This window comes from Azospirillum palustre (assembly GCF_002573965.1).
GTDB lineage: Bacteria > Pseudomonadota > Alphaproteobacteria > Azospirillales > Azospirillaceae > Azospirillum > Azospirillum palustre.
Genome location: NZ_PDKW01000041.1, coordinates 560,274 through 578,284, shown reverse-complemented (window position 1 = coordinate 578,284; position 18,011 = coordinate 560,274). Strand labels below are relative to the sequence as shown.

General features: G+C 67.7%; 15 protein-coding genes. 4 read left to right on the top strand and 11 right to left on the bottom strand.

Going from position 1 to position 18,011, the window contains the following annotated elements; genetic code table 11:
• Window positions 1-9: 9 nt before the first annotated feature.
• From CRT60_RS16300 to CRT60_RS16290, 3 genes are all read right to left on the bottom strand, one after another.
• Window positions 10-3,150, bottom strand: coding sequence for an efflux RND transporter permease subunit (locus CRT60_RS16300; protein ID WP_098737571.1), 3,141 nt, complete (start codon window positions 3,148-3,150; stop codon window positions 10-12).
• A 4-nt stretch (window positions 3,151-3,154) separates the two neighbouring features.
• The gene (locus CRT60_RS16295) at window positions 3,155-4,321 is read right to left on the bottom strand and encodes an efflux RND transporter periplasmic adaptor subunit (RefSeq protein ID WP_098737570.1); all 1,167 of its coding nucleotides are present in this window, start codon (window positions 4,319-4,321) and stop codon (window positions 3,155-3,157) included.
• A 154-nt stretch (window positions 4,322-4,475) separates the two neighbouring features.
• Window positions 4,476-4,778 (bottom strand): hypothetical protein, encoded by a 303-nt coding sequence (locus CRT60_RS16290; protein ID WP_098737569.1) that lies wholly within the window; start codon window positions 4,776-4,778, stop codon window positions 4,476-4,478.
• Between the two features lie 396 nt (window positions 4,779-5,174).
• Between CRT60_RS16290 and CRT60_RS35700 the strand changes: the two genes are divergently transcribed.
• Window positions 5,175-5,732: a hypothetical protein gene (locus tag CRT60_RS35700; protein WP_143273281.1), complete on the top strand. Its 558-nt coding sequence runs from the start codon at window positions 5,175-5,177 to the stop codon at window positions 5,730-5,732.
• A 137-nt stretch (window positions 5,733-5,869) separates the two neighbouring features.
• Here CRT60_RS35700 and CRT60_RS16285 read toward each other — a convergent pair whose 3' ends face one another.
• On the bottom strand, window positions 5,870-6,727 hold the full coding sequence (locus CRT60_RS16285; protein WP_098737568.1) for a glycosyltransferase family 2 protein: 858 nt from the start codon (window positions 6,725-6,727) through the stop codon (window positions 5,870-5,872).
• A gap of 397 nt (window positions 6,728-7,124) precedes the next feature.
• Between CRT60_RS16285 and CRT60_RS16280 the strand changes: the two genes are divergently transcribed.
• Window positions 7,125-7,751, top strand: coding sequence for an ATP-dependent Clp protease proteolytic subunit (locus CRT60_RS16280; protein WP_098737567.1), 627 nt, complete (start codon window positions 7,125-7,127; stop codon window positions 7,749-7,751).
• A gap of 138 nt (window positions 7,752-7,889) precedes the next feature.
• Complete coding sequence (locus CRT60_RS16275; protein ID WP_098737566.1) at window positions 7,890-8,327, top strand: PRC-barrel domain-containing protein; 438 nt, start codon at window positions 7,890-7,892, stop codon at window positions 8,325-8,327.
• A 90-nt stretch (window positions 8,328-8,417) separates the two neighbouring features.
• Here CRT60_RS16275 and CRT60_RS16270 read toward each other — a convergent pair whose 3' ends face one another.
• Together CRT60_RS16270 and CRT60_RS16265 are read right to left on the bottom strand one after the other, a co-directional pair.
• Window positions 8,418-8,714: a hypothetical protein gene (locus CRT60_RS16270; RefSeq protein ID WP_098737565.1), complete on the bottom strand. Its 297-nt coding sequence runs from the start codon at window positions 8,712-8,714 to the stop codon at window positions 8,418-8,420.
• A gap of 65 nt (window positions 8,715-8,779) precedes the next feature.
• Complete coding sequence (locus CRT60_RS16265) at window positions 8,780-9,967, bottom strand: OpgC family protein (RefSeq protein WP_098737564.1); 1,188 nt, start codon at window positions 9,965-9,967, stop codon at window positions 8,780-8,782.
• A 579-nt stretch (window positions 9,968-10,546) separates the two neighbouring features.
• Between CRT60_RS16265 and CRT60_RS16260 the strand changes: the two genes are divergently transcribed.
• The gene (locus tag CRT60_RS16260; RefSeq protein WP_098737563.1) at window positions 10,547-11,182 is read left to right on the top strand and encodes a peptidoglycan-binding domain-containing protein; all 636 of its coding nucleotides are present in this window, start codon (window positions 10,547-10,549) and stop codon (window positions 11,180-11,182) included.
• Window positions 11,183-11,296: 114 nt separating this feature from the next.
• On the opposite strand, the gene CRT60_RS16255 is transcribed toward CRT60_RS16260, so the two are convergent.
• The 5 genes from CRT60_RS16255 to CRT60_RS16235 all read right to left on the bottom strand — a co-directional run bounded on the left by CRT60_RS16255 (window position 11,297) and on the right by CRT60_RS16235 (window position 18,011).
• Window positions 11,297-13,138 carry a chloride channel protein gene (locus CRT60_RS16255; RefSeq protein WP_098737562.1) on the bottom strand — a complete coding sequence of 614 codons (1,842 nt, stop codon included), beginning with the start codon at window positions 13,136-13,138 and terminating at the stop codon, window positions 11,297-11,299.
• 61 nt (window positions 13,139-13,199) lie between these two features.
• The gene (locus CRT60_RS36605) at window positions 13,200-14,597 is read right to left on the bottom strand and encodes a hypothetical protein (protein ID WP_193548436.1); all 1,398 of its coding nucleotides are present in this window, start codon (window positions 14,595-14,597) and stop codon (window positions 13,200-13,202) included.
• A gap of 126 nt (window positions 14,598-14,723) precedes the next feature.
• On the bottom strand, window positions 14,724-15,425 hold the full coding sequence (locus tag CRT60_RS16245) for an ABC transporter ATP-binding protein (RefSeq protein WP_098737560.1): 702 nt from the start codon (window positions 15,423-15,425) through the stop codon (window positions 14,724-14,726).
• A complete protein-coding gene (locus CRT60_RS16240) occupies window positions 15,422-17,146 on the bottom strand; it encodes a branched-chain amino acid ABC transporter ATP-binding protein/permease (protein ID WP_098737559.1) in 1,725 nt (574 codons plus the stop codon). Before CRT60_RS16240 ends, CRT60_RS16245 begins: the two co-directional genes overlap by 4 nt.
• Window positions 17,139-18,011, bottom strand: a complete 873-nt coding sequence (locus CRT60_RS16235) for a branched-chain amino acid ABC transporter permease (RefSeq protein WP_098737558.1) — start codon at window positions 18,009-18,011, stop codon at window positions 17,139-17,141. Before CRT60_RS16235 ends, CRT60_RS16240 begins: the two co-directional genes overlap by 8 nt.

Sequence of the window (18,011 nt, the reverse complement as noted above, 5' to 3'; positions counted from 1 at the left end):
CGCTCCCTGTCATTCGGCCGGATGGGGCGCACCGTGGCCCTGCCCGCCACCATGTCCACTGCCATGTCCACTGGCCGCCTGCTCCGCCTCGCCGGTGTCATTCTGCATCGGCTTCTTGCGGGCAAGATAGCTGTATACCGTCGGCACGACGAACAGGGTCAGCAGCGTGCCGAGCGTCATGCCGCCGACGATGACGGCGCCGATGGCCTGCCGGCTTTCGGCACCGGCCCCCTTGGCATAGGCCAGCGGCACGGCGCCCAGCACCATGGCGCCGGTGGTCATCAGGATCGGGCGCAGGCGCAGCACGGCGGCCTCCTCCACCGCCTTGCGGATGTCGGTCCCGGCGCGCTGGAGCTGGTTGGCGAACTCCACGATCAGGATGCCATGCTTGGTGATCAGCCCGACCAGGGTGACGAGGCCGATCTGGCTGTAGACGTTCATCGTCCCGCCGCTCATCTGCAAGGCCGCCAGCGCGCCGGTCATCGACAGCGGCACCGTCAGCATGATGACGAAGGGATCGACGAAGCTCTCGAACTGCGCCGCCAGCACCAGATAGATGAAGGCCAGCGCCAGGATGAAGACGAAATAGAGCCCGGTCGCCGATTCGCGGAACTCGCGGCTCTGCCCGGCATAGTCGGTCTGGGCGGTTGCCGGCAGCACCTTGTTGGCCGCCGCCTGCATCACCGCCAGCGCCTCGCCCAGCGAGGTCCCCGGCGCCAGCGTCGCGGTGATGGTGGCGGAGCGCAGCTTGTTGAAGTGGTTCAGCTCCTTGGGTGCCACACGCTCCTCGACCTTCACCAGATTGGCGAGCGAGATCATCTGGCCCGCACCGCCTGTCGCGCTGGTTCCGCCGCGCACATAGATGCCGGCGATGTCGTCGGGGTTGCGGCGGTCGACGTTGGCGACCTGGACGATCACGTCATACTGCTTGCCGTCCTTCTTGAAGCGCGTCACCTGCCGGCCGCCCAGCAGGGTCTCCAGCGTGCGGCCGACGGTGTCGACATCCACCCCCAGGTCGGCCGCCTTGTCGCGGTCCAGCGACACCCGCAGCTCCGGCTTGTTCAGCTTCAGATCGGTGTCGAGGTTGGTCAGGCCGGGGAAGTTGCGCGCCTCCGCCATCATGGCGTTGACCATCGCCTGCAGTTCCTCGAAGGGCAGCGAGGTCTGGATGACGAAGTTGACCGGCTTGTCGATCGGGCTCTGGCCCAGCGACGGCGGGTTGGTGACGAATCCCAGGATGCCGGGGATGCCGAACATCTTGGGGAACAGCTGGGCGGTGATCGCCTGCTGCTTCACCTCGCGCTCGTCCCAGTCGATCAGGCGGACGAAGGCGATGCCCTGGTTCACCACTGGGAAGCCGACGACGACGAAGAACTTCTCAAGCACCGGGATCTGGCGGAACAGCGCTTCCATCCGCTGGGCATAGCCCATGGTGTAGTCGAGCGTGGAGCCTTCCGGCGCGATGGCGATGCCGACGATGGTGCCGCGGTCCTCGACCGGCGACAGCTCCGACTTCAGGCCGGTGAACAGAAAATAGCTGGCGGCGGCGACGCCCAGCCCGATCAGCAGCACCAGCGGCCGTGCCCGCAGCGACAGGCGCAGCAGCCGGCGGTAGCCATCGGTCATCCCCTCCAGGAAGCGTTCGATGGCGCGGTAGAGCAGCCCGTGCTTCGTCTCGTGCTTCAACAGCTTGGAGCACATCATCGGCGACAGGGTCAGCGCCACGAAGCCGGAGACGATCACCGCCCCGGCCAGCGTCAGGGCGAACTCGGTGAACAGCCGCCCAGTGCGCCCGGTCATGAAGCCGATGGGGGCGTACACCGCCGCCAGCGTGATGGTCATGGCGATGACGGCGAAGCCGATCTCGCGCGATCCCTTCAACGCCGCCTGGAAGGGGTTCATCCCCTCCTCCACATAGCGGAAGATGTTTTCCAGCATGACGATGGCGTCGTCGACGACGAGGCCGATGGCCAGCACCATCGACAGCAGGGTCAGCGTGTTGATCGAGAAGCCCAGCGCGTACATCAGGGCGAAGCCGCCGATCAGCGACACCGGGATGGTCACCAGCGGCACCAGCGTCGCCCGCAGCGAGCGCAGGAAGAAGAAGATGACCAGAACGACGAGGATGATCGCTTCGAAGATGGTGTGGAACACCGCGTCGATCGACTTGGCGATGAAGACGGAACTGTCGTACCCGACATCCACCCCCATGCCGTCCGGCACCGCCGCGCGGATCTTGGGCAGCGCGTCGTTGACCGCCTTCGACACGTCCAGCGGGTTGGCGGTGGATTGCTTCACCACGCCGATGGCGACGGCGCCGCGGCCGTTGAAGCGGGCGCTGACCCGCTCGTCGAGCGCCCCCAGCTCCGCCCGGCCGATGTCGCGCAAACGGACCAGATAGCCCGCATCGTCGCGCAGGATGATGGCCTCGAACTCCGCCGGGCTGCGCAGGTCGGTTTCCGACACCACTGTGAACTCGCGCGCCACGCTTTCGACGCGGCCGGCCGGGATTTCGACATTCTGCCGGCGCAGCGCGGTCTCGACATCCTGCGGCGTCACCCGGTAGGCGGCCATCCGCTGCGGGTCGAGCCACAGCCGCATGGCGAAGCGGCGTTCGCCGAAGATGCGCACCTGCGCCACGCCGGGCAGGTTCTGCAGCCGGTCCTTGACGTAGCGGTCGGCGAAATCGGTCACCTCCAGCGGCGAATGCCGGTCGGAGGAGAAGGCGAGATAGATGATCGGCTGGGCGTCGGCCTCGACCTTGGCGATCACCGGCTCGTCGATCTCGCTGGGCAGCTGGGCGCGGACGCGGCCCACCCGGTCGCGCACGTCGCTGGCGGCGACGTCGACGTTGCGGTCCAGCCGGAAGCGCAGGGTGATCTGCGACTTCTCCGCCCGGCTGATCGAGGACATCACGTCGATGCCCTCGATGCCGGCAAGGCTGTCCTCCAGCGTCTGGGTCACCTGGCTTTCGATGATCTGGGCCGAGGCGCCCTTGTAGGTCGTCTCCACCGTGACGACCGGCTCGTCGATCTTGGGATATTCGCGGACCGACAGGCGCTGGTACGACACGATGCCGATCAGCATCAGGGCGAGGCTCATCACCGTCGCCAGGACCGGACGGCGGATGGAAATGTCGGAGAGGACCATCGGTTCAGCTCCCGGCCGGCTTGGCCGGCAGCACCGTCACCGGCACGCCGTCGCGGATCTTCAGCTGGCCGGCGGTGACAACCATGTCGCCGGGGGCGAGGCCCTTGGCGATCTCCACCTCCGCGTTGCGGCGTTCGCCCAGCACGACGCGGGTCTGGACAACTTTGCCGTCCACCACCTTGAAGACGAACTGGTCCTTGCCGAAGGCGACGATGGCCTGTTCGGGGATCAGCACGGCGTCCGGCACCGTGGTCAGCGTCAGCGACACGCGGGCGAACAGGCCGGGGCGCAGCGAACCGTCGGGATTCGGCACGCGGGCGCGGATCGCCAGGGCGCGGCCGTTGACGTCGACCAGCGGATCGATGGCGTAGACGGTGCCGTCGAAGCTGCGCCCGCCGAAGGCGTCCACCACCACCCTCACCGTCTGGCCGACCTTCACCGCCGGCAGGAACATCTCCGGCACGCGGAAGTCCAGCTTGAGGGTGTCGATGTCCTCCAGATTGACGATGTCCTTGCCGGCCTGGACGAAATCGCCGACCGACGCCTTGCGCAGGCCGAGAACCCCGTCGAAGGGGGCGGCGATCACCTGCTTGTCGAGCTGCGCCCTGGCCAGCTGCACCGCCGCCTCGTCGGCCAGCAGCTTGGCCGAGGCCTGCTCGCGGTTGCGCAGGGGGCCGGTGTTCTGGCGCACCAGCTGGTCGGCACGCGACAGCTCGGCGCGGGAGAAGGCGATGCTCGCCTGGGCCTGGGCCAGGGTGGCGCGGGCGATGGCGTCGTCCAGCCGGACCAGCACCGTGCCCTTGGTGACGCGCTGCCCCTCCTTGAAGGCGATCTCGCTGATGCGGCCGGCGATCTCGGGCCGGACGACCACCGATTCGTTGGACAGCAGCGAGCCGACGGCGGTCACCGTCCGCTCGACCGTGCCGACGCGGACCTGGGCCGCCTCCACCGGCATCGGCGGGGCGCCCCCCGGCGGCTTGGCTGCCCCGGCGGCGCCACCGGAGGCGCCACCGGAGGCGCCGCCCGGGGCCGGTGCGCCGCCGGAAATGGCGCCGTTCACCATCGCGGTCAGACCGGCAACGGTCCCGCCCTGCTTCACGAAATACCAGTAGGCCCCGCCGGCGAGTGCCGCCAGGACGAGGAGTGCAGCGATGCGAAGCGTGTGGCGCATGGGGCCGGGATCCGGGCGGGTTTCGCTTTGCCGCAGCGCAACCGACGGGAGCACCGGGCAAACTGAACTATATCGGTCAGTTCACATCCGGAGTCGAGAAGGTTCAGCGATCCGAACCGTCCCTATGCACCGCATCTTTATGACCGCCTATCCCTTAGGTCTTTGCGGTTTCGAGCTTTCCCGCCAGCATCGGCACCGTCCGGCCGCCGCACAGCGTTACCCACAGGTCGGCCGGATCGCCGGCCATGACCGGAGCATCAGCGTCCATTCGCCGCACCCCACCACCGTCGAGGTCGAGCCCCGGCGCGCAGCAGGGCGACTCGCCGGCCGGCACCAGGGCGCGGACCCGGCCGTTCTCGATGCGGATATCGCGCAACCCGTCGTGAACGCGCGCGTTCTTCAGCCAGAATTTTCCATTGGCGGGGATGCGGGCGAGGCAGCAGGTCGGGGCATTCATGGGAGTTTACCCGTGTCCGGTCCGGCGATGTGCGACGCAACAAAGCTGACACAGAATGGTAAAGCAAAGCCAAGCCTTAAGCTATGCCTGTATAGTTACTTCACCATCACATTTTACAACCGCGCGATGAAATTCACTTTAAGTTCAGAAAGTTTCATTCTTTATTGACACGCCAAGCATTCGCTCAATACTATCAAAAATAGAAATAAATATTTTCGGTGGATCTATAATAATAGAAATTGTCTTTTTGATAAATTCACAATGCAATCAAACGTATCATTACAAATATCATATCATGGTATGATATAATCACTTAATTAAGTAAATTTTTTTATAGATTTTTATTCCTTGGTGTTACATTATTCAATAATGTTTATTGTAAAATTAGGTGAGAAAATGAAAGACGAAGCTCTTTTGGATGCGGGTTTGAAATTGGCCTCCGCTCTGAATAGCGTTGCTGATAGCAATCTCCCTCAAAGACTATCTGACATTGTTAAACTTCACGCGAAAATCGCGGTTGGCGCCGCCCTTGTGCCAATTCCAATTGCCGATATGGCCGCCGCCGGCGCCAACATATGGACGATGTATATAAGAATAAATAAAGAAATTGACCTTCCCTTCTCCGACAATATCATAAAAAGTATCGCTGCAGGAGTTTTAACAAATATTGGTGGAGCAGTTGCGGGAGCAATTGCTATTGGAACAGCCCTGAAAATTGTCCCAGGACTTGGTTCCATTGGAGGGGCTGCCGTAATGTCGGCAACCGTCTATGCGGTTACGATAGTCTCCGGTATTATTTATATGAAGGCGCTTGCGAAATTGATAGGCAAGAAAAATCTTGAGGATATCAGCGAATCCGACATCAAGAAAGCCGCGGAAGAAGAAATGTCAAACAAAAGCAATATAAAAGAAATGTTTAAAGAAGCAAAAAGCTCGTACAAATCCGAAAAATAAATGAAATAGTTTTTGAAATCTATAAAAATACGCTCAATCACGCCGCAAACCAAGTATAGTTCACAGAAAATTTATTACAATAAAGCAAAATCGCTCATGAAATATTTCGAAAACTATCTGCGTAAACGCTATTTTACTTATGCCAATGTCAGGAATTCCTGGAAATTGGCGCAGCGGCCGGCCTTGAACGCAGCCTCATAGGCGGCATTGCGGGCGCGCTTGGCGGCGATGGCCTGGGTGAAGCGCCGGCGAAGCCCGTCGTCCCGGATGCCCAGCCCGTCGCCGTCCAGCCGGTCCAGCACATGGCGGTAGCAGCGCTCCGCCCGCGCGCCGCTGTCGGCGGAAAAGGTGACGGAGCCGGCGCGCTGCCGGTATTCATAGAAGGGCGTCGCCACCAGCGGCACCGGCCCGGCGGCGTCGAGAAGCCGGACGTTGAAGACCACGTCGTCGCAGAAATCCACGTCGTCGTCCCAGCCCGGCACCAGATCGCGCCGCACCACCGGGAACATCGGTACGGAGGTCGCCAGGAAGCCGTCGCCATCCAGCAGGGCCGGCGCCTGCCCGTCCTCATACAGGTGCTGCAACGGCGAATCGTCCCCGTCGCGCACCACGGCGACATTGTCGAAGGCGGCGCCGTTGCCGAGCGCCAGCGGCACCAGCGCGGACAGCCGGCCGGGACGGAAGCGGTCGTCGGCGTCCAGCGGCGCCACCAGTTCCAGCCGCGCCGCCGCCAGCCCGGCGTTGCGCGCCGCGGGCGCCCCGGCGCCCACCCGGCCGGTGCCGGTGAAGACCAGCCGCGGATCGTCGATTCCGGCGGCCCGCAGGGTCGGGCGGTAATCGGTGCCGTCGTCGCTGACGATCACCGCCTCCCACACCGTCCAGTCCTGCTCCAGCAGGCTTCTCACCGCGCGGGCGATGGTGTCATGGGCGCGGTGGGCCGCGATGATGACGGAAACGCCGAAGGATGGGTCCTGCCCTGTTCCAGTCCCGCCCATAGCACTGCACTCCAGGCCCGTCCGCCGGCAAAGTTTGGCGTCGCTAATCAAAGGTCGTCAATGGCCTGAACCGGATTTCGACCCTCCCCTTACCCGTGCCGCCGCCGCATGGTAGAAAGGACGGCCCTTGCCTGTCAGGTCGGAGGACGGTGTCGTGTTGGACGGGTGGAACGGTGGAACACCGCCGGAAAACTGTTGCAAGGCGTTCCAAACGTGCCATCCGGACACGGCCCCGCCCATCGATTTTGCCCCGCCGGACGTTGAACATGAAGCCCGGACGGGCTATGTGGTGAAGCAGGCAAGGCGCATGCGGCAGCGGGACAGCGGTCGGGGCATTCCTCCGGCGGCGAATCCCGGTCCCGATACCCCGCTTCCGATACCAGGGAGAAGAACATCAATGGCGCAGGTCGGATACACCCGGTTCGACGATGAACCCGAAAAGGAACCGGACGAGAAGTCGAAGGAAAGCGCCCAGCCGCAGTTCGCCGCCGTGCAGCAGAGCCTGTTCAAGGCGCGCACGGTCCTGATCTTCGGTCAGATCGACATGAAGCTGGCGCAGGTCGTGTCGGCCCAGCTGCTGGCGCTCGCGCATGAGAGCGACGACGACATCACCGTCGTGGTCAACTCGCCGGGCGGCCATGTCGAGGCGGGCGACACCATCCACGACATGATCCGCTTCATCAAGCCGCGGGTGAAGATGCTGGGCACGGGCTGGGTCGCCAGCGCCGGCTGCCACATCTATCTGGCGGCGAAGAAGGAAGACCGCTTCTGCCTGCCCAACACCCGCTTCCTGATCCACCAGCCGCTGGGCGGAACGGGCGGCCGGGCGACGGACATCGCCATCGAGGCGAAGGAAATCATCCGCATGCGCGAGCGTCTGAACAAGATCATCGCGCGTGAGACCGGGCAGACGTTCGAAAAGGTCGCCAAGGATACGGATCGCAACTATTGGATGATGGCCGATGAGGCCAAGGACTATGGCATCGTCAGCCATGTCATCGACACGATGGACGAGCTGAAGTAAAAGTTCCCTTGTCAGCCGGAAGAAACCGGGCCTTTCTCCCAATGGGAGGGAGGCCCTTTTTCTTTTGGAAAATGGGAAACCTATCGGTCGGCAGCGGCGTTGATCCGCCACAACATCCACGAAAGATGGAGCCAACCGATGAAACGCTATCTCGCTCTCGGCTGCACCGCAGCACTGCTCGCCGCCACGCCCGCGCTCGCCGCCTCGGACCACAGCGTGACCAAGTCGAACAACCCGTCGGTTGCAGCCGTAGACGACAGCGTCGACCCGGCTCTGATGAAGCTGCATGTCGACCAGCTGAAGGGCAAGGACATCTACGGCGCCAAGGGCGAGAACATGGCGGAGATCGAAGACATCGTCCGCTACGACAACAAGCTCTATGCCGTGATCGACGTCGATCACACCATCGACGTCAGCGACAAGGACGTTGTCCTGCCGCTGAACAAGCTGCACATGAAGGGCGTCAAGCTCACCCTCGACATGACCGAGCAGCAGCTCCAGGGCCTGGAGAAGTGGCAGAAGGGCCGCTACGAGACCGTCAAGGGCAAGGGTCCGCTGAGCGAACTGTCGCGCTGAGTCTGCCCACGGAAAAGGCGGCGGAGGGAAAGCCCTCCGCCGCCTTTTCCTTATTGGAGCGATGCTTCCACTGGACCGGCAGGTTCAGCCCTAGACCGACAGGTTCAACAAAGATCCGCGCGGCTGGTAGCCCTGCGCATTCACCCGGGCGGCGAGCGTGCCGGCGGTGGTGTCGACCGCCTGATTGCCCTGGGTGGCGGTGCGGGCGTCACGGGTCTGGTCGGACTTGCCGGCCGCCTGGGGGGCCGCGACGGTCTGGGTCCGCACCGCAGGCGCGGTCTGCTGCGCCGCCTGGACCGCCGGGGACATGGCGACCTGCGCCGCGGGCGTCAGCTGCGGGGTTGGCTTCAGCGTCTGGTAGGACGGTATGGCCGGGTTGACTTGCATGGTCGAATTATGCGCTCACCCGGCGCAGGATTCAAGACGCCCAGCCGTAGCTTGCTTTCCCGTGTTCACGGCGTTTCGGGCACCGCGGACGGCGTCGAGGCCGTGGACGGCACCGCCGGCTTCGATTGCCTCGGCGGCTGCCGGCGGGTCCGCCGCCGCTCCAGCACCAGGGCCAGAGCCAGCAGCGCGGCAACCCCGACCAGATTGACCGCCACCACCATCAGGGCACCGTCCTCCGCCACCAAGAGGGCGGAGCCGGCGATGGACAGCACCACGCCGACGCAGAAGACCGGCAGCGAATGCCGGCCGCAGGCGACCAGCAGGCGGGCGGGGGCCGAGCGCAGCCATCCCGCATCCCGCGGCACCAGCAGGGCCGCGGCACAGGCCAGCGCCAGGAAATGCAGGAGCCGCATCGGCCCAAGCGTGTCCTTGTCGGCCCAGGGGATCGTCTCCTCCGGCAGCCAGCCCCGGAGCGCTGCCGGCGTCACGGCATGGCCGATGTCGGAGGCGGCGAACTTCCACACCGCCATGCCGCCGAGCAGCGCCAGCACGGCCGTCAGCAGCCAGCGCGACTGCGGCAGCCGGACCCGCCCGCTGCGCACCACCAGCGCCAGGGCGGTGCCGAGGAAGAACACGCATTGCCAGGCCAGCGGGCTGAAGTTCCAGTCCTCGTCCCACAGGTTGGGCGGCACCAGCCCGGGGGCCGCCTGCGCGACCAGATAGAGCAGGACCGACAGCGCGACCGCCGCATAGCCGAAGCGGGCATAGCTCCACAGGAACAGTGGCGCCACCGCCACCAGCAGGATGTAGAGCGCCAGGATGTCGAAGGCGAAGGGCAGATACATCAGCACCAGTGTCCATGCCATCGCCGTGACCGGGGTGTCGAACAGCGGCGCAAAGCTTTCCAGGCGGTTCGATGCCTCCATCGGCAGGTCGCCGATATACACCGCGAAGGCCACCACCAGCGCGCTGACCAGCATGGTCAGGATGTTGGCGACCCAAAGCTGACGGCAGCGGTCGAGCGCCTTGCGCTGGCAGGCCGCGAACCCGTGCTCCGCCAGCACCGGGCCATAGGCCAGCGCGATGGCATAGCCGGAGATGAAGACGAAGATCTCGGCCGAATCCGACGGTCCGAAGCGGGCGGGCATCACCTTCGCCAGCGGATTCCCGCCGACATGGTTGATGAAGATGATCAGAAGGGCCACGCCCTTGAAAAGATCGAGCCGGGCGTCGCGTGTCTGACGTTGCTGCATGCAGCCCTCGCCTCTCCTGCTGTCGCGGGCCTCTGCGCCCCTTGTGGAAGCGGCCCCGGTGGGGGTCAGCAGACGAATCGCTACGGTGCCTGACTACCTTTGGTCCGGCACCGCCACGACGGATGTAGCCCAACCATGGTCAATTTCGCCGGCCGGGTGTCCAACGCGATGGGGGAATCCTTCCAACGCGGCGCCGGAGGGGAAAAGCGTTAAACCCTTCTCGGGAGGGGTGTGGAAACCAACCCGTTATCGGGGGAGGCAGGAATCGCGGGCGGATGAGAAGGGCAAGGCGCATCGCCGCAGCTCCTTCATTTTCATCGCGCCGGACAAGCCGTTCCCCGGCGCATGCCGGGCGAGCAGAGCGAGGCCGTGGCGGAATATTACTCCGGCAGAGGCTCCGTTTGCGCGAGGGTGAAAGGCCTATGCGGAAAATCGTGACGCGACGTCAGGGAACAAGAAGGCCCGCTGTTGATTGTTCTTCACATGACCCAGCTGTCGCTTGCCGTGCGGCATGACAGTACAGGCCGCACCGGGCGGCGGGTCGCCAACATCGAAGCGTAATCGAGAAGGATGGCAACCATGCGTGGGATTTCGAAGATCGTCATGACCGCCACTGCGGCCGGCGCCCTGTTCGCGCTCAGCGCCTGCGGCAGCACCGAAACCTCGCGGACGGCCACCGGCGCCGGCTCGGGTGCTGTGGCCGGTGCCGTCGTCGGCGGTCCGGTCGGTGCGGTGGTCGGCGGCGTCGGCGGCGCGGTGGCCGGCAACACCATGGACGAGAGCCTGAGCAAGAAGACCGACCGCGTGACCGACCGCGCCACGGCCGAAGTGAAGGACGAGACCTCGGGCAGCTCCACGCGCCGGTCATCGGCCAACCATTCCGGCAGCATGGCCTCCAGCACCCGGCTGAGCCATGATCAGGTCCGCGAGCTCCAGCAGGCGCTGAACGACCGCAACGACGGCCGCGACATCGCCGTCGACGGCGTCTGGGGCGCCGGCACCCGCAGCGCCCTGATGAAGTTCCAGCGTGACAACGGCCTGCGCGTCACCGGCCGCGCCGACCAGCAGACGATGTCCGCCCTGAACATGGGCAGCACCGGTCAGGCCACCTCCGGCAGCACGACCGGCACCACCACGGGCAACACCACCGGGACGACCGGCACGACGAACAACACCATGCCGGGCGCCACCGGCACGACCGGCACCCAGCAGTAACCTCGTCTCCAGTACGGGACCCGCATCGCCGGTTCCGGGGCATCGCGACGGCAGCCAGCCGCCGCGGCGTCCCGGAACCGGCGATGTCGTTTTACCGGCTCTGTCGCTTTCCGCTCAGTCCCGGCCCCAGAGCCCCCGCTCGCCCAGATCCTCGCCGCGCTGGCGTTCCAGCGCCTGGGAGTAACGGCGCAGCGCGAAGGACTCCGTCACATAGCCGATGATCCGCCGGTCGGTGGGGGAGGACAGCACCGGCAGGGCCTCCACCTCCTCGCTGCCGAAGCGGCTCAGCACGGTGCGGGCGTCATCGCCGGGCATCAGGACGGCGTCGGCTTTGCCGGCGAGCGAGCCGACGCGGGTTTCGGTGGCGGCGGTGTCCTGGTCGGGGTCGTGGACGACCGACATGTCGACCATCCCGGCATAGCGCCCCATCTCGTCCACCGCGAAGACCGCCTTGGTCGAGCCGAGCGGGTAAAGGCGGCGCAGCGCCTCCACCGTCAGGGTGGCCGGCACCGTCTTGGCATCCCGGCGCATCAGCCGGAAGGCCGTCAGCTCCGACAGCCAGCCGACATCGTAGGCCCCGCGGATCGGCACGCCGCGCAGATGGAAACGCCAAGTGGCGAAGGAGTAGCCGAAGGCCTGCCGCACCACGGTGGTCGACAGCACCACCCCGATCAGCACGCCCGACGCTGCCCACAGATCCTGCGTCGTCTCCAGCACCAGCAGCACCATGGTGACCGGTGCGCCGACGACGCCGGCGGCGACCGACCCCATGCCGACCAGCAGCAGCAGGCCGCCATCGATTCCCAGCCCGGGCAGGAAGGTCGCTATGGCCTGCCCCAGCAGCCCGCCGAACAGCCCGCCGATGAACAGCGAGGCGCTGAACAGGCCGCCGCGGAAGCCCGAGCCCAGGGACACCGCCGAGGCCAGGATCTTCGCCACCAGCGTCAGGGCCAGCGCCAGCGCGCCGCCCGCCAGTTCCGGCGGCACCGCGCCGGGGCCGCTGCCCATCACCGCCGGAACCGCCAGCGCCAGTGCGCCCACCATCAGCCCGCCGATGGCCGGGCGCATCCAGCGCGGGACCGGCAGGCGGTTGAAGCCGCGTTCGGCCATCGTCACCGCCTGCATGGCGAGGATGCTGAGCCAGCCGGCCAGGAAGCCGACGACACCGCAGGCGGCATAGTCCCAGCCGGCGATCTCCACCGGCCGGCCGAGCGCCAGCGGCACCTCGCCGCCGGTCAGCAGGGCCGACGCCGCCACCCCCAGCGCCGCCGCCGCCCCGACCGGGGCCAGCACCGCCAGCGTGTAGCCGCCCAGCACCAGCTCGAAAGCGTAGAAGGCTCCCGCCAGCGGCGCATGGTAGGCCGCGGCGATGGCCGCCGCCGCCCCGCAGCCGACCATGGTGCGCAGGTCGGCCCGGCGCAGCCGCAGCCGCTGGCCCAGCGACGAGGCCAGCCCGGCGCCGGCCTGGGTATAGGCCGCCTCCATGCCGACCGACGCGCCCGATGCGTTGGACAGGGCGGTGGTCACCGTCAGGCGCAGGCTGTCGATCAGGGACATCTTGCCGCCGTAGAGCGCGTTCGCCTCCACCGCGTCGACGATGGCGTTGGGACGCCAGCGCCGCACCAGCAGCGACAGGATGCCCAGCAGCAGCCCGCCCACCGCCGGCACGCCGAGGGTTCGCATCAGGTCCGGCGCGCCCTGCCCCAGCCGCTCGCCGTCGGGCACGTCGAAGGCCAGCGTCTGCATCAGCAGCACCGCCTCATGCAGCAGCCCGACCGCCAGCCCGACCGCGCCGCCGACCAGTGCGGCCAGCACGACCACGGCGAGCGCGCTGTTGCGCACGCTCCAACGCTCGGACACGGTGGTGGCGGCTGAGGCATCGAGCGACGCATAGGGATCGCTTCCGGCGCGGGCATTGTCGCCCACGCCGTCGATGGACGCGGAGTTGTCAGGCATGGTCACGCTGATTGATGGCCCTTCCGTATAGGGTCAATGGGCCGGAAGGGCGTGAGTTCCGTCAGGGCTTCGACGGCTGCGGTTTCGATTGCGGCTTCACCGTCGGCGGAACGGGGGCCGCGGGGGTAGCCGCAGGAGCAGCGGGAGCCGGTGCGGCCTGCGTGGGGGCCGGCTGACCGGGTGCTGCCGGTGCCGGCGCAGGCTGGGCGGGTGCGGATTGAGCGGGCGCCGGCTGGGCAGGCGGCGCGTCGGTGGTCGGAACGGGCGCCGGGGCGACACCGGCACGGCGCAGCACCTGGGCCAAGTTGTCGCGCACCTTGTCGGCCAGCTGCACGTCGGGCTCGCCGGCCTCGTGGAAGATGACGGTGAACAGGCGGCGCTGCGACAGCAGGAAGTTCAGCGTGACGTGCAGCTTGCCCTGCGGCATCGCGCAGTCGACCGATCCGGTGCGCAGCCAGACCGCCCCCGCCTGCTCGGACTGGTTCAGGACGACGGTCGGCGTGCCCTCGCAACGCTGCTTCATCGCCTCGGCGAAGCTGTCGGACAGCTCGTCGATCCTGGCGCCTTCGCCCACCGCACGCTCGCGGATGCCGCCGACGATGGGGCCGAAGCGCCAGGCGACGTCGGCCGGGCGGCGGTCCTGCGGGATCTTGTCCATCGGCACCAGTTCGGCGTCATGGACCCCGGCGGCGGTCAGCAGGCTGTCCAGCCCTTCCGGCAGGCGGTTCTTCCGCTCCTTGTCCGCCGGGCGGCCGGCGGCGACCTTGATCGGCGGAACGTTGCCGCCCTTGTCGACGCAGGTCTTCAGGTCGCTTAGCACCTTCTTGGTGCCGGCCAGCTTGAAGACGATGCGGTCGCTGGCCGACGACACCACCAGCTCGTTGCCGCCCATCAGGGCGTTGATCAGCTCGTCGTCCTTGCCGTTGGAAACCACCAGCATGTCCGGCTGGGAGGCGACGGCGGTCCGCTCGCGCTTCAGCTTCTTGTCGACCTCGATGGTCACCGGCCACTCGCCGCCCTTGGGCAGGTCGGCGCCGGGGATGCCGATGCCGATGTTGGTCTCGCCCTTCGGGCTGCGCGCGAACATCAGCACATGGCCGGAGGTGAATTCGCCCTCCGCCACGCAATAGGCGAAGCTGCCGTCCTTCTTCTTGGCGGCCCCGCCGTCCCAGCTTTCGATCAGCTCGCCCGGCCCGTCGGGCTTGGCCGGGGCCGACGCGGACGGGCCGGCGGCCGGTTTGCCCGGCCCAGCATTCGGCCCACTGTTCGGCGCGTTGCCCGGTTTGGCGTCCTGCACCGGACCGCCGGGAACGACGATCTCGGCCTCCGGCTCGGGCAGTCCGTAATAGGCGGCGGGAGGAATCGTCGGCTGCACCGGCACCAGTTCGGCCATCGCCGGAGCCGACGCCACCCCCAGCAGGAGAAGCGCGGACAGCGATGCGGCGAAGCGGGCGGTCATGACGAGGTAATCCATAGATGGTTGTGGCGGCGAAGCTATCCGCGCCTGCCCCCGTCCGCAAGCCCAACCGCCCATCCTGTTGCACGGAGCAGACACCTGTTGCACAGGACACGCATAGGGAGGCACCTAACCGCCGAAGAAGGTCTCGCGCAGCCTCTCGTCCGACAGCGTCGCCGCCGGCCCGTCGCCGACGACCCTCCCCAGCCGCAGCAGCACGGCGCGCGGTGCGACCGCCAGGGCGCGGGCGGCGCTCTGCTCGGCCAGCAGCACGGCCGTGCCGGTGCCGGCAATGCGGCGGACGGCGGCGAACAGCTCGTCGGCCAGCTTGGGCGACAAGCCGAGCGACGGTTCGTCCAGCAGAAGCAGGCGCGGCCGGCCCATCAGCGCCCGCCCGAGGCTCAGCATCTGCTGCTGGCCGCCGGACAGGCGCCAGGCGCTCTCGCGGCTCTTCAGGGCAAGGTCGGGGAACAGGGCGAAGACGCGCTCGACATCCTGCGCGCGGTCGCGGGCGGCGGGCAGGCCGGCGACCTCCAGATTGTCGCGCACGCTCATGCCCGCGAAGACCCGCCGCCCTTCCGGCACATAGCCGATGCCGCGCCGAACCCGCGCCTCGGTGGCGAGCCCGCCGATGTCCGCCCCGTCGAAGTAAAGCGCGCCCCGCGCCGGCACAAGGCCGAGCAGGGCCTTCAGCAGCGTCGACTTGCCCGCCCCGTTGGCGCCGAGCAGCGCCACCGTCTCCCCCGCCGCAAGGCTCAGCGACACGTCGTCGAGCGCGCTCGACCCGCCATAGCCGGCGGTCAGGCCGCAGATGGACAGCAGCGCGCTCATGCCGGCACCGCCCGTCCCAGATAGGCGGCGGCCACCGCCGAATCCCGGCGCACGCCGCCGGCCGGCCCATCATAGATGACCCGGCCGCGGTCGAGGCACAGCACCCGGCCGGCAAGCGGCAGCAGGAAACCCATGTCATGCTCCACCAGCAGGATCGCCACGCCCTCCTGCGCCAGTTCGCGCAGCAGGGCCGCCAGTTCCGCCTTCTCGCCGTCGGTCAGACCGGCGGCGGGTTCGTCCAGCAGCAGCACCGCCGGCCGGCGGACCAGCGACCGGGCCAGCTCCACCCGCCGCCGCAGCGCCGCCGGCAGCCCGTCGCAGCCCTGGCCGGCGAGGTCGCCGACGCCCAGCCGGTCGAGCGCCCAGCGGGCATGCGCCTCCGCCGTCCGGGCGTCGGGATCGATGGCGAGGCGCGCGGCGGCGACCGCCTCCAGCACGCCGGCCCCATTCGGCAGAACCGCCGCCTGGAAGCTGCGGGCCAGCCCGGCGCGGGCCAGCCGGTCGGCGCGGAGGCCAGTGACCTCGCGTCCGCCCAGCCGCACCCGCCCGGCGTCCGGCCGCTCCAGCCCCGACAGCAGGTTGATCACCGTGGATTTGCCGGAGCCGTTCGGGCCGATCAGTCCGGTGATGCTTCCCGGCCGCAGTTCCAGCGACACGCCGTCCACCGCCCGCACACCGCCGAAGGACTTGCGCAGATCGTCAACCGCCAGCCCGTCCGGCGAGTTTTGCGGACGCGGCGGCTCCTTCGCCTCGACCGAAGCCCGCGGCCTGCGGCCGAACAGGCGGGCCGCGATGCGGTCCAGCAGGCCGGTCAGCCCGTCGGGCGCCAGCACCACGGTCGCCAGCAGGGCGACGCCATAGACGACCAGATAGCCGCGCTCCAAGAAGCGGAACCATTCCGGCAGATGCAACAGAAGCACGGCGCCCAGCACCGCCCCGGCCATCCGCCCCCGCCCGCCGACGATGGCGATGGTGAGGATGGAGACCATGACCGGAAACTCCAGCACCTCCGGGGAGACGACGCGCTGGGTATGGACGGCCAGCGCCCCGGCGGCCCCGGCGAAGAGCGCGCTGATGCCGAAGCCGACCAGCCGCAGCCGCCCGACGTCGAGCCCCAGCGTTGCCGCCGCCAGCGGATCGTCGCGCAGCATCGCCAGCGATCGGCCGAGCCGTCCCCGCGCCAGCCGCCAGCCGATCAGGCCGCCGAGAGCGACCAGCCCCCAGACCAGCCCGGCCATCGGCAGCCCGCGCGGCACCGCCCAGCCGAACAGCACCGCCGCCGGCACTCCGGCCAGCCCGTTGGAGCCGCCGGTCAGCTCCGGCAGGTTGACCGCCAGCAGATGGAGGACCTGGGCGATGCCGAGCGTCGCCAGGGCAAAGTAATGCGATTCCAGCCGCAGCACCGCCAGGCCGACCGGCAGGGCCAGCAGCAGCGGCACCAGCATCGACAGCGGGAAGGTCGCTTCGAAACCGAGCCCGTAGCGGCTGCCGAGGATACCCGTCACATAGGCGCCGACACCGAAGAAGGCGCCCTGCGCCAGCGACAGCGCACCGCCAAGCCCGAAGACGATCTGGAAACCGAAGGTCGCCAGCGCATAGACCCCGGCGACGGTCAGGACGCGCAGGCCGTAGGGGGACGCGAAGGCCAGCGCATAGGCCAGCAGGGCAAGCGCGCCGGCGATCAGCGCGACAGTCTCCGCCGGAGAGTGCCGTTCACCCACGGCGCCGCACCGCTTCGCCGAACAGCCCTTGCGGACGCAGCACCAGAATCGCCAGCAAGGTCAAATACAGCGCGCCCAGCGCCACCGGATATGAGAGCACCGACGACACTCCCACCTCGAACAGCGCGATCAGCAGGGCACCCACCACCGCCCCCGGCACGGAGCCCCAGCCCCCCACCGTCACCGCGATGTAAGCCTTCAGAATCAGGTCGCCGCCCGAGGTCGGCGTGACGAAATAGCGGTTGGCCAGCAGCAGCCCAGCCGCCCCGGCGCAGGCCGCCCCGATGGCGAAGGTAACCAGGATCATCGCGGTGACCGGCACGCCGCAGGCCCGCGCCATCTCCGGATCCTGCGCCGTGGCGCGCAGCCGGCGGCCGAGCTGCGTGCGGGCGAACACCCATTGCTGCGCGCCGATCAGCAGCCCGGCCACCGCGACGATGGCAAGCGACTGCTCGGGCACCGCCAGCCCGGCGATGTGCAGCGTGTCGTCGCCGAACAGCGGCGGCGCGGCGCGCGGCTCCGGCCCGAACAGGATGGCGGCCCCGTTCTGCAGGATGATGCCGACCGCGATGGTGCTGATGAAGACCGAGACCGGCGGTCGGCGTCGCAGCGGCAGATAGGCCGCCAGTGCCAGCAGCAGCCCCAGCGCCGCCATCAGCGCCAGAACCACCGGCAGCAGGACGATGCCCGGCAGCGGGATCAGCGGCGCCAGCGCAACCGCCAGCAGCCCGCCGGCCATCACGAGATCGCCCTGGGCGAAATTCACCGCCGAGGTGGCGTTCAGCACCAGCACGAAGCCCAGCGCCACCAAGGCATAGGCCGCCCCCAGCGCCACCCCGTTGACCAGCAGTTGAAGCGCCGCCAT

Excerpts from the sequence above, each read along its gene's own strand:
- CRT60_RS16260 (WP_098737563.1), top strand. The coding sequence starts at position 10,547 with ATGCGTGGGATTTCGAAGATCGTCATGACCGCCACTGCGGCCGGCGCC.
- CRT60_RS16255 (WP_098737562.1), bottom strand. The coding sequence starts at position 13,138 with ATGCCTGACAACTCCGCGTCCATCGACGGCGTGGGCGACAATGCCCGC.
- CRT60_RS35700 (WP_143273281.1), top strand. The coding sequence starts at position 5,175 with ATGAAAGACGAAGCTCTTTTGGATGCGGGTTTGAAATTGGCCTCCGCT.
- CRT60_RS16235 (WP_098737558.1), bottom strand. The coding sequence starts at position 18,011 with ATGGCGGCGCTTCAACTGCTGGTCAACGGGGTGGCGCTGGGGGCGGCC.
- CRT60_RS16265 (WP_098737564.1), bottom strand. The coding sequence starts at position 9,967 with ATGCAGCAACGTCAGACACGCGACGCCCGGCTCGATCTTTTCAAGGGC.
- CRT60_RS16300 (WP_098737571.1), bottom strand. The coding sequence starts at position 3,150 with ATGGTCCTCTCCGACATTTCCATCCGCCGTCCGGTCCTGGCGACGGTG.
- CRT60_RS16290 (WP_098737569.1), bottom strand. The coding sequence starts at position 4,778 with ATGAATGCCCCGACCTGCTGCCTCGCCCGCATCCCCGCCAATGGAAAA.
- CRT60_RS16280 (WP_098737567.1), top strand. The coding sequence starts at position 7,125 with ATGGCGCAGGTCGGATACACCCGGTTCGACGATGAACCCGAAAAGGAA.
- CRT60_RS16295 (WP_098737570.1), bottom strand. The coding sequence starts at position 4,321 with ATGCGCCACACGCTTCGCATCGCTGCACTCCTCGTCCTGGCGGCACTC.
- CRT60_RS16245 (WP_098737560.1), bottom strand. The coding sequence starts at position 15,425 with ATGAGCGCGCTGCTGTCCATCTGCGGCCTGACCGCCGGCTATGGCGGG.
- CRT60_RS16275 (WP_098737566.1), top strand. The coding sequence starts at position 7,890 with ATGAAACGCTATCTCGCTCTCGGCTGCACCGCAGCACTGCTCGCCGCC.
- CRT60_RS16270 (WP_098737565.1), bottom strand. The coding sequence starts at position 8,714 with ATGCAAGTCAACCCGGCCATACCGTCCTACCAGACGCTGAAGCCAACC.
- CRT60_RS16285 (WP_098737568.1), bottom strand. The coding sequence starts at position 6,727 with ATGGGCGGGACTGGAACAGGGCAGGACCCATCCTTCGGCGTTTCCGTC.
- CRT60_RS36605 (WP_193548436.1), bottom strand. The coding sequence starts at position 14,597 with ATGACCGCCCGCTTCGCCGCATCGCTGTCCGCGCTTCTCCTGCTGGGG.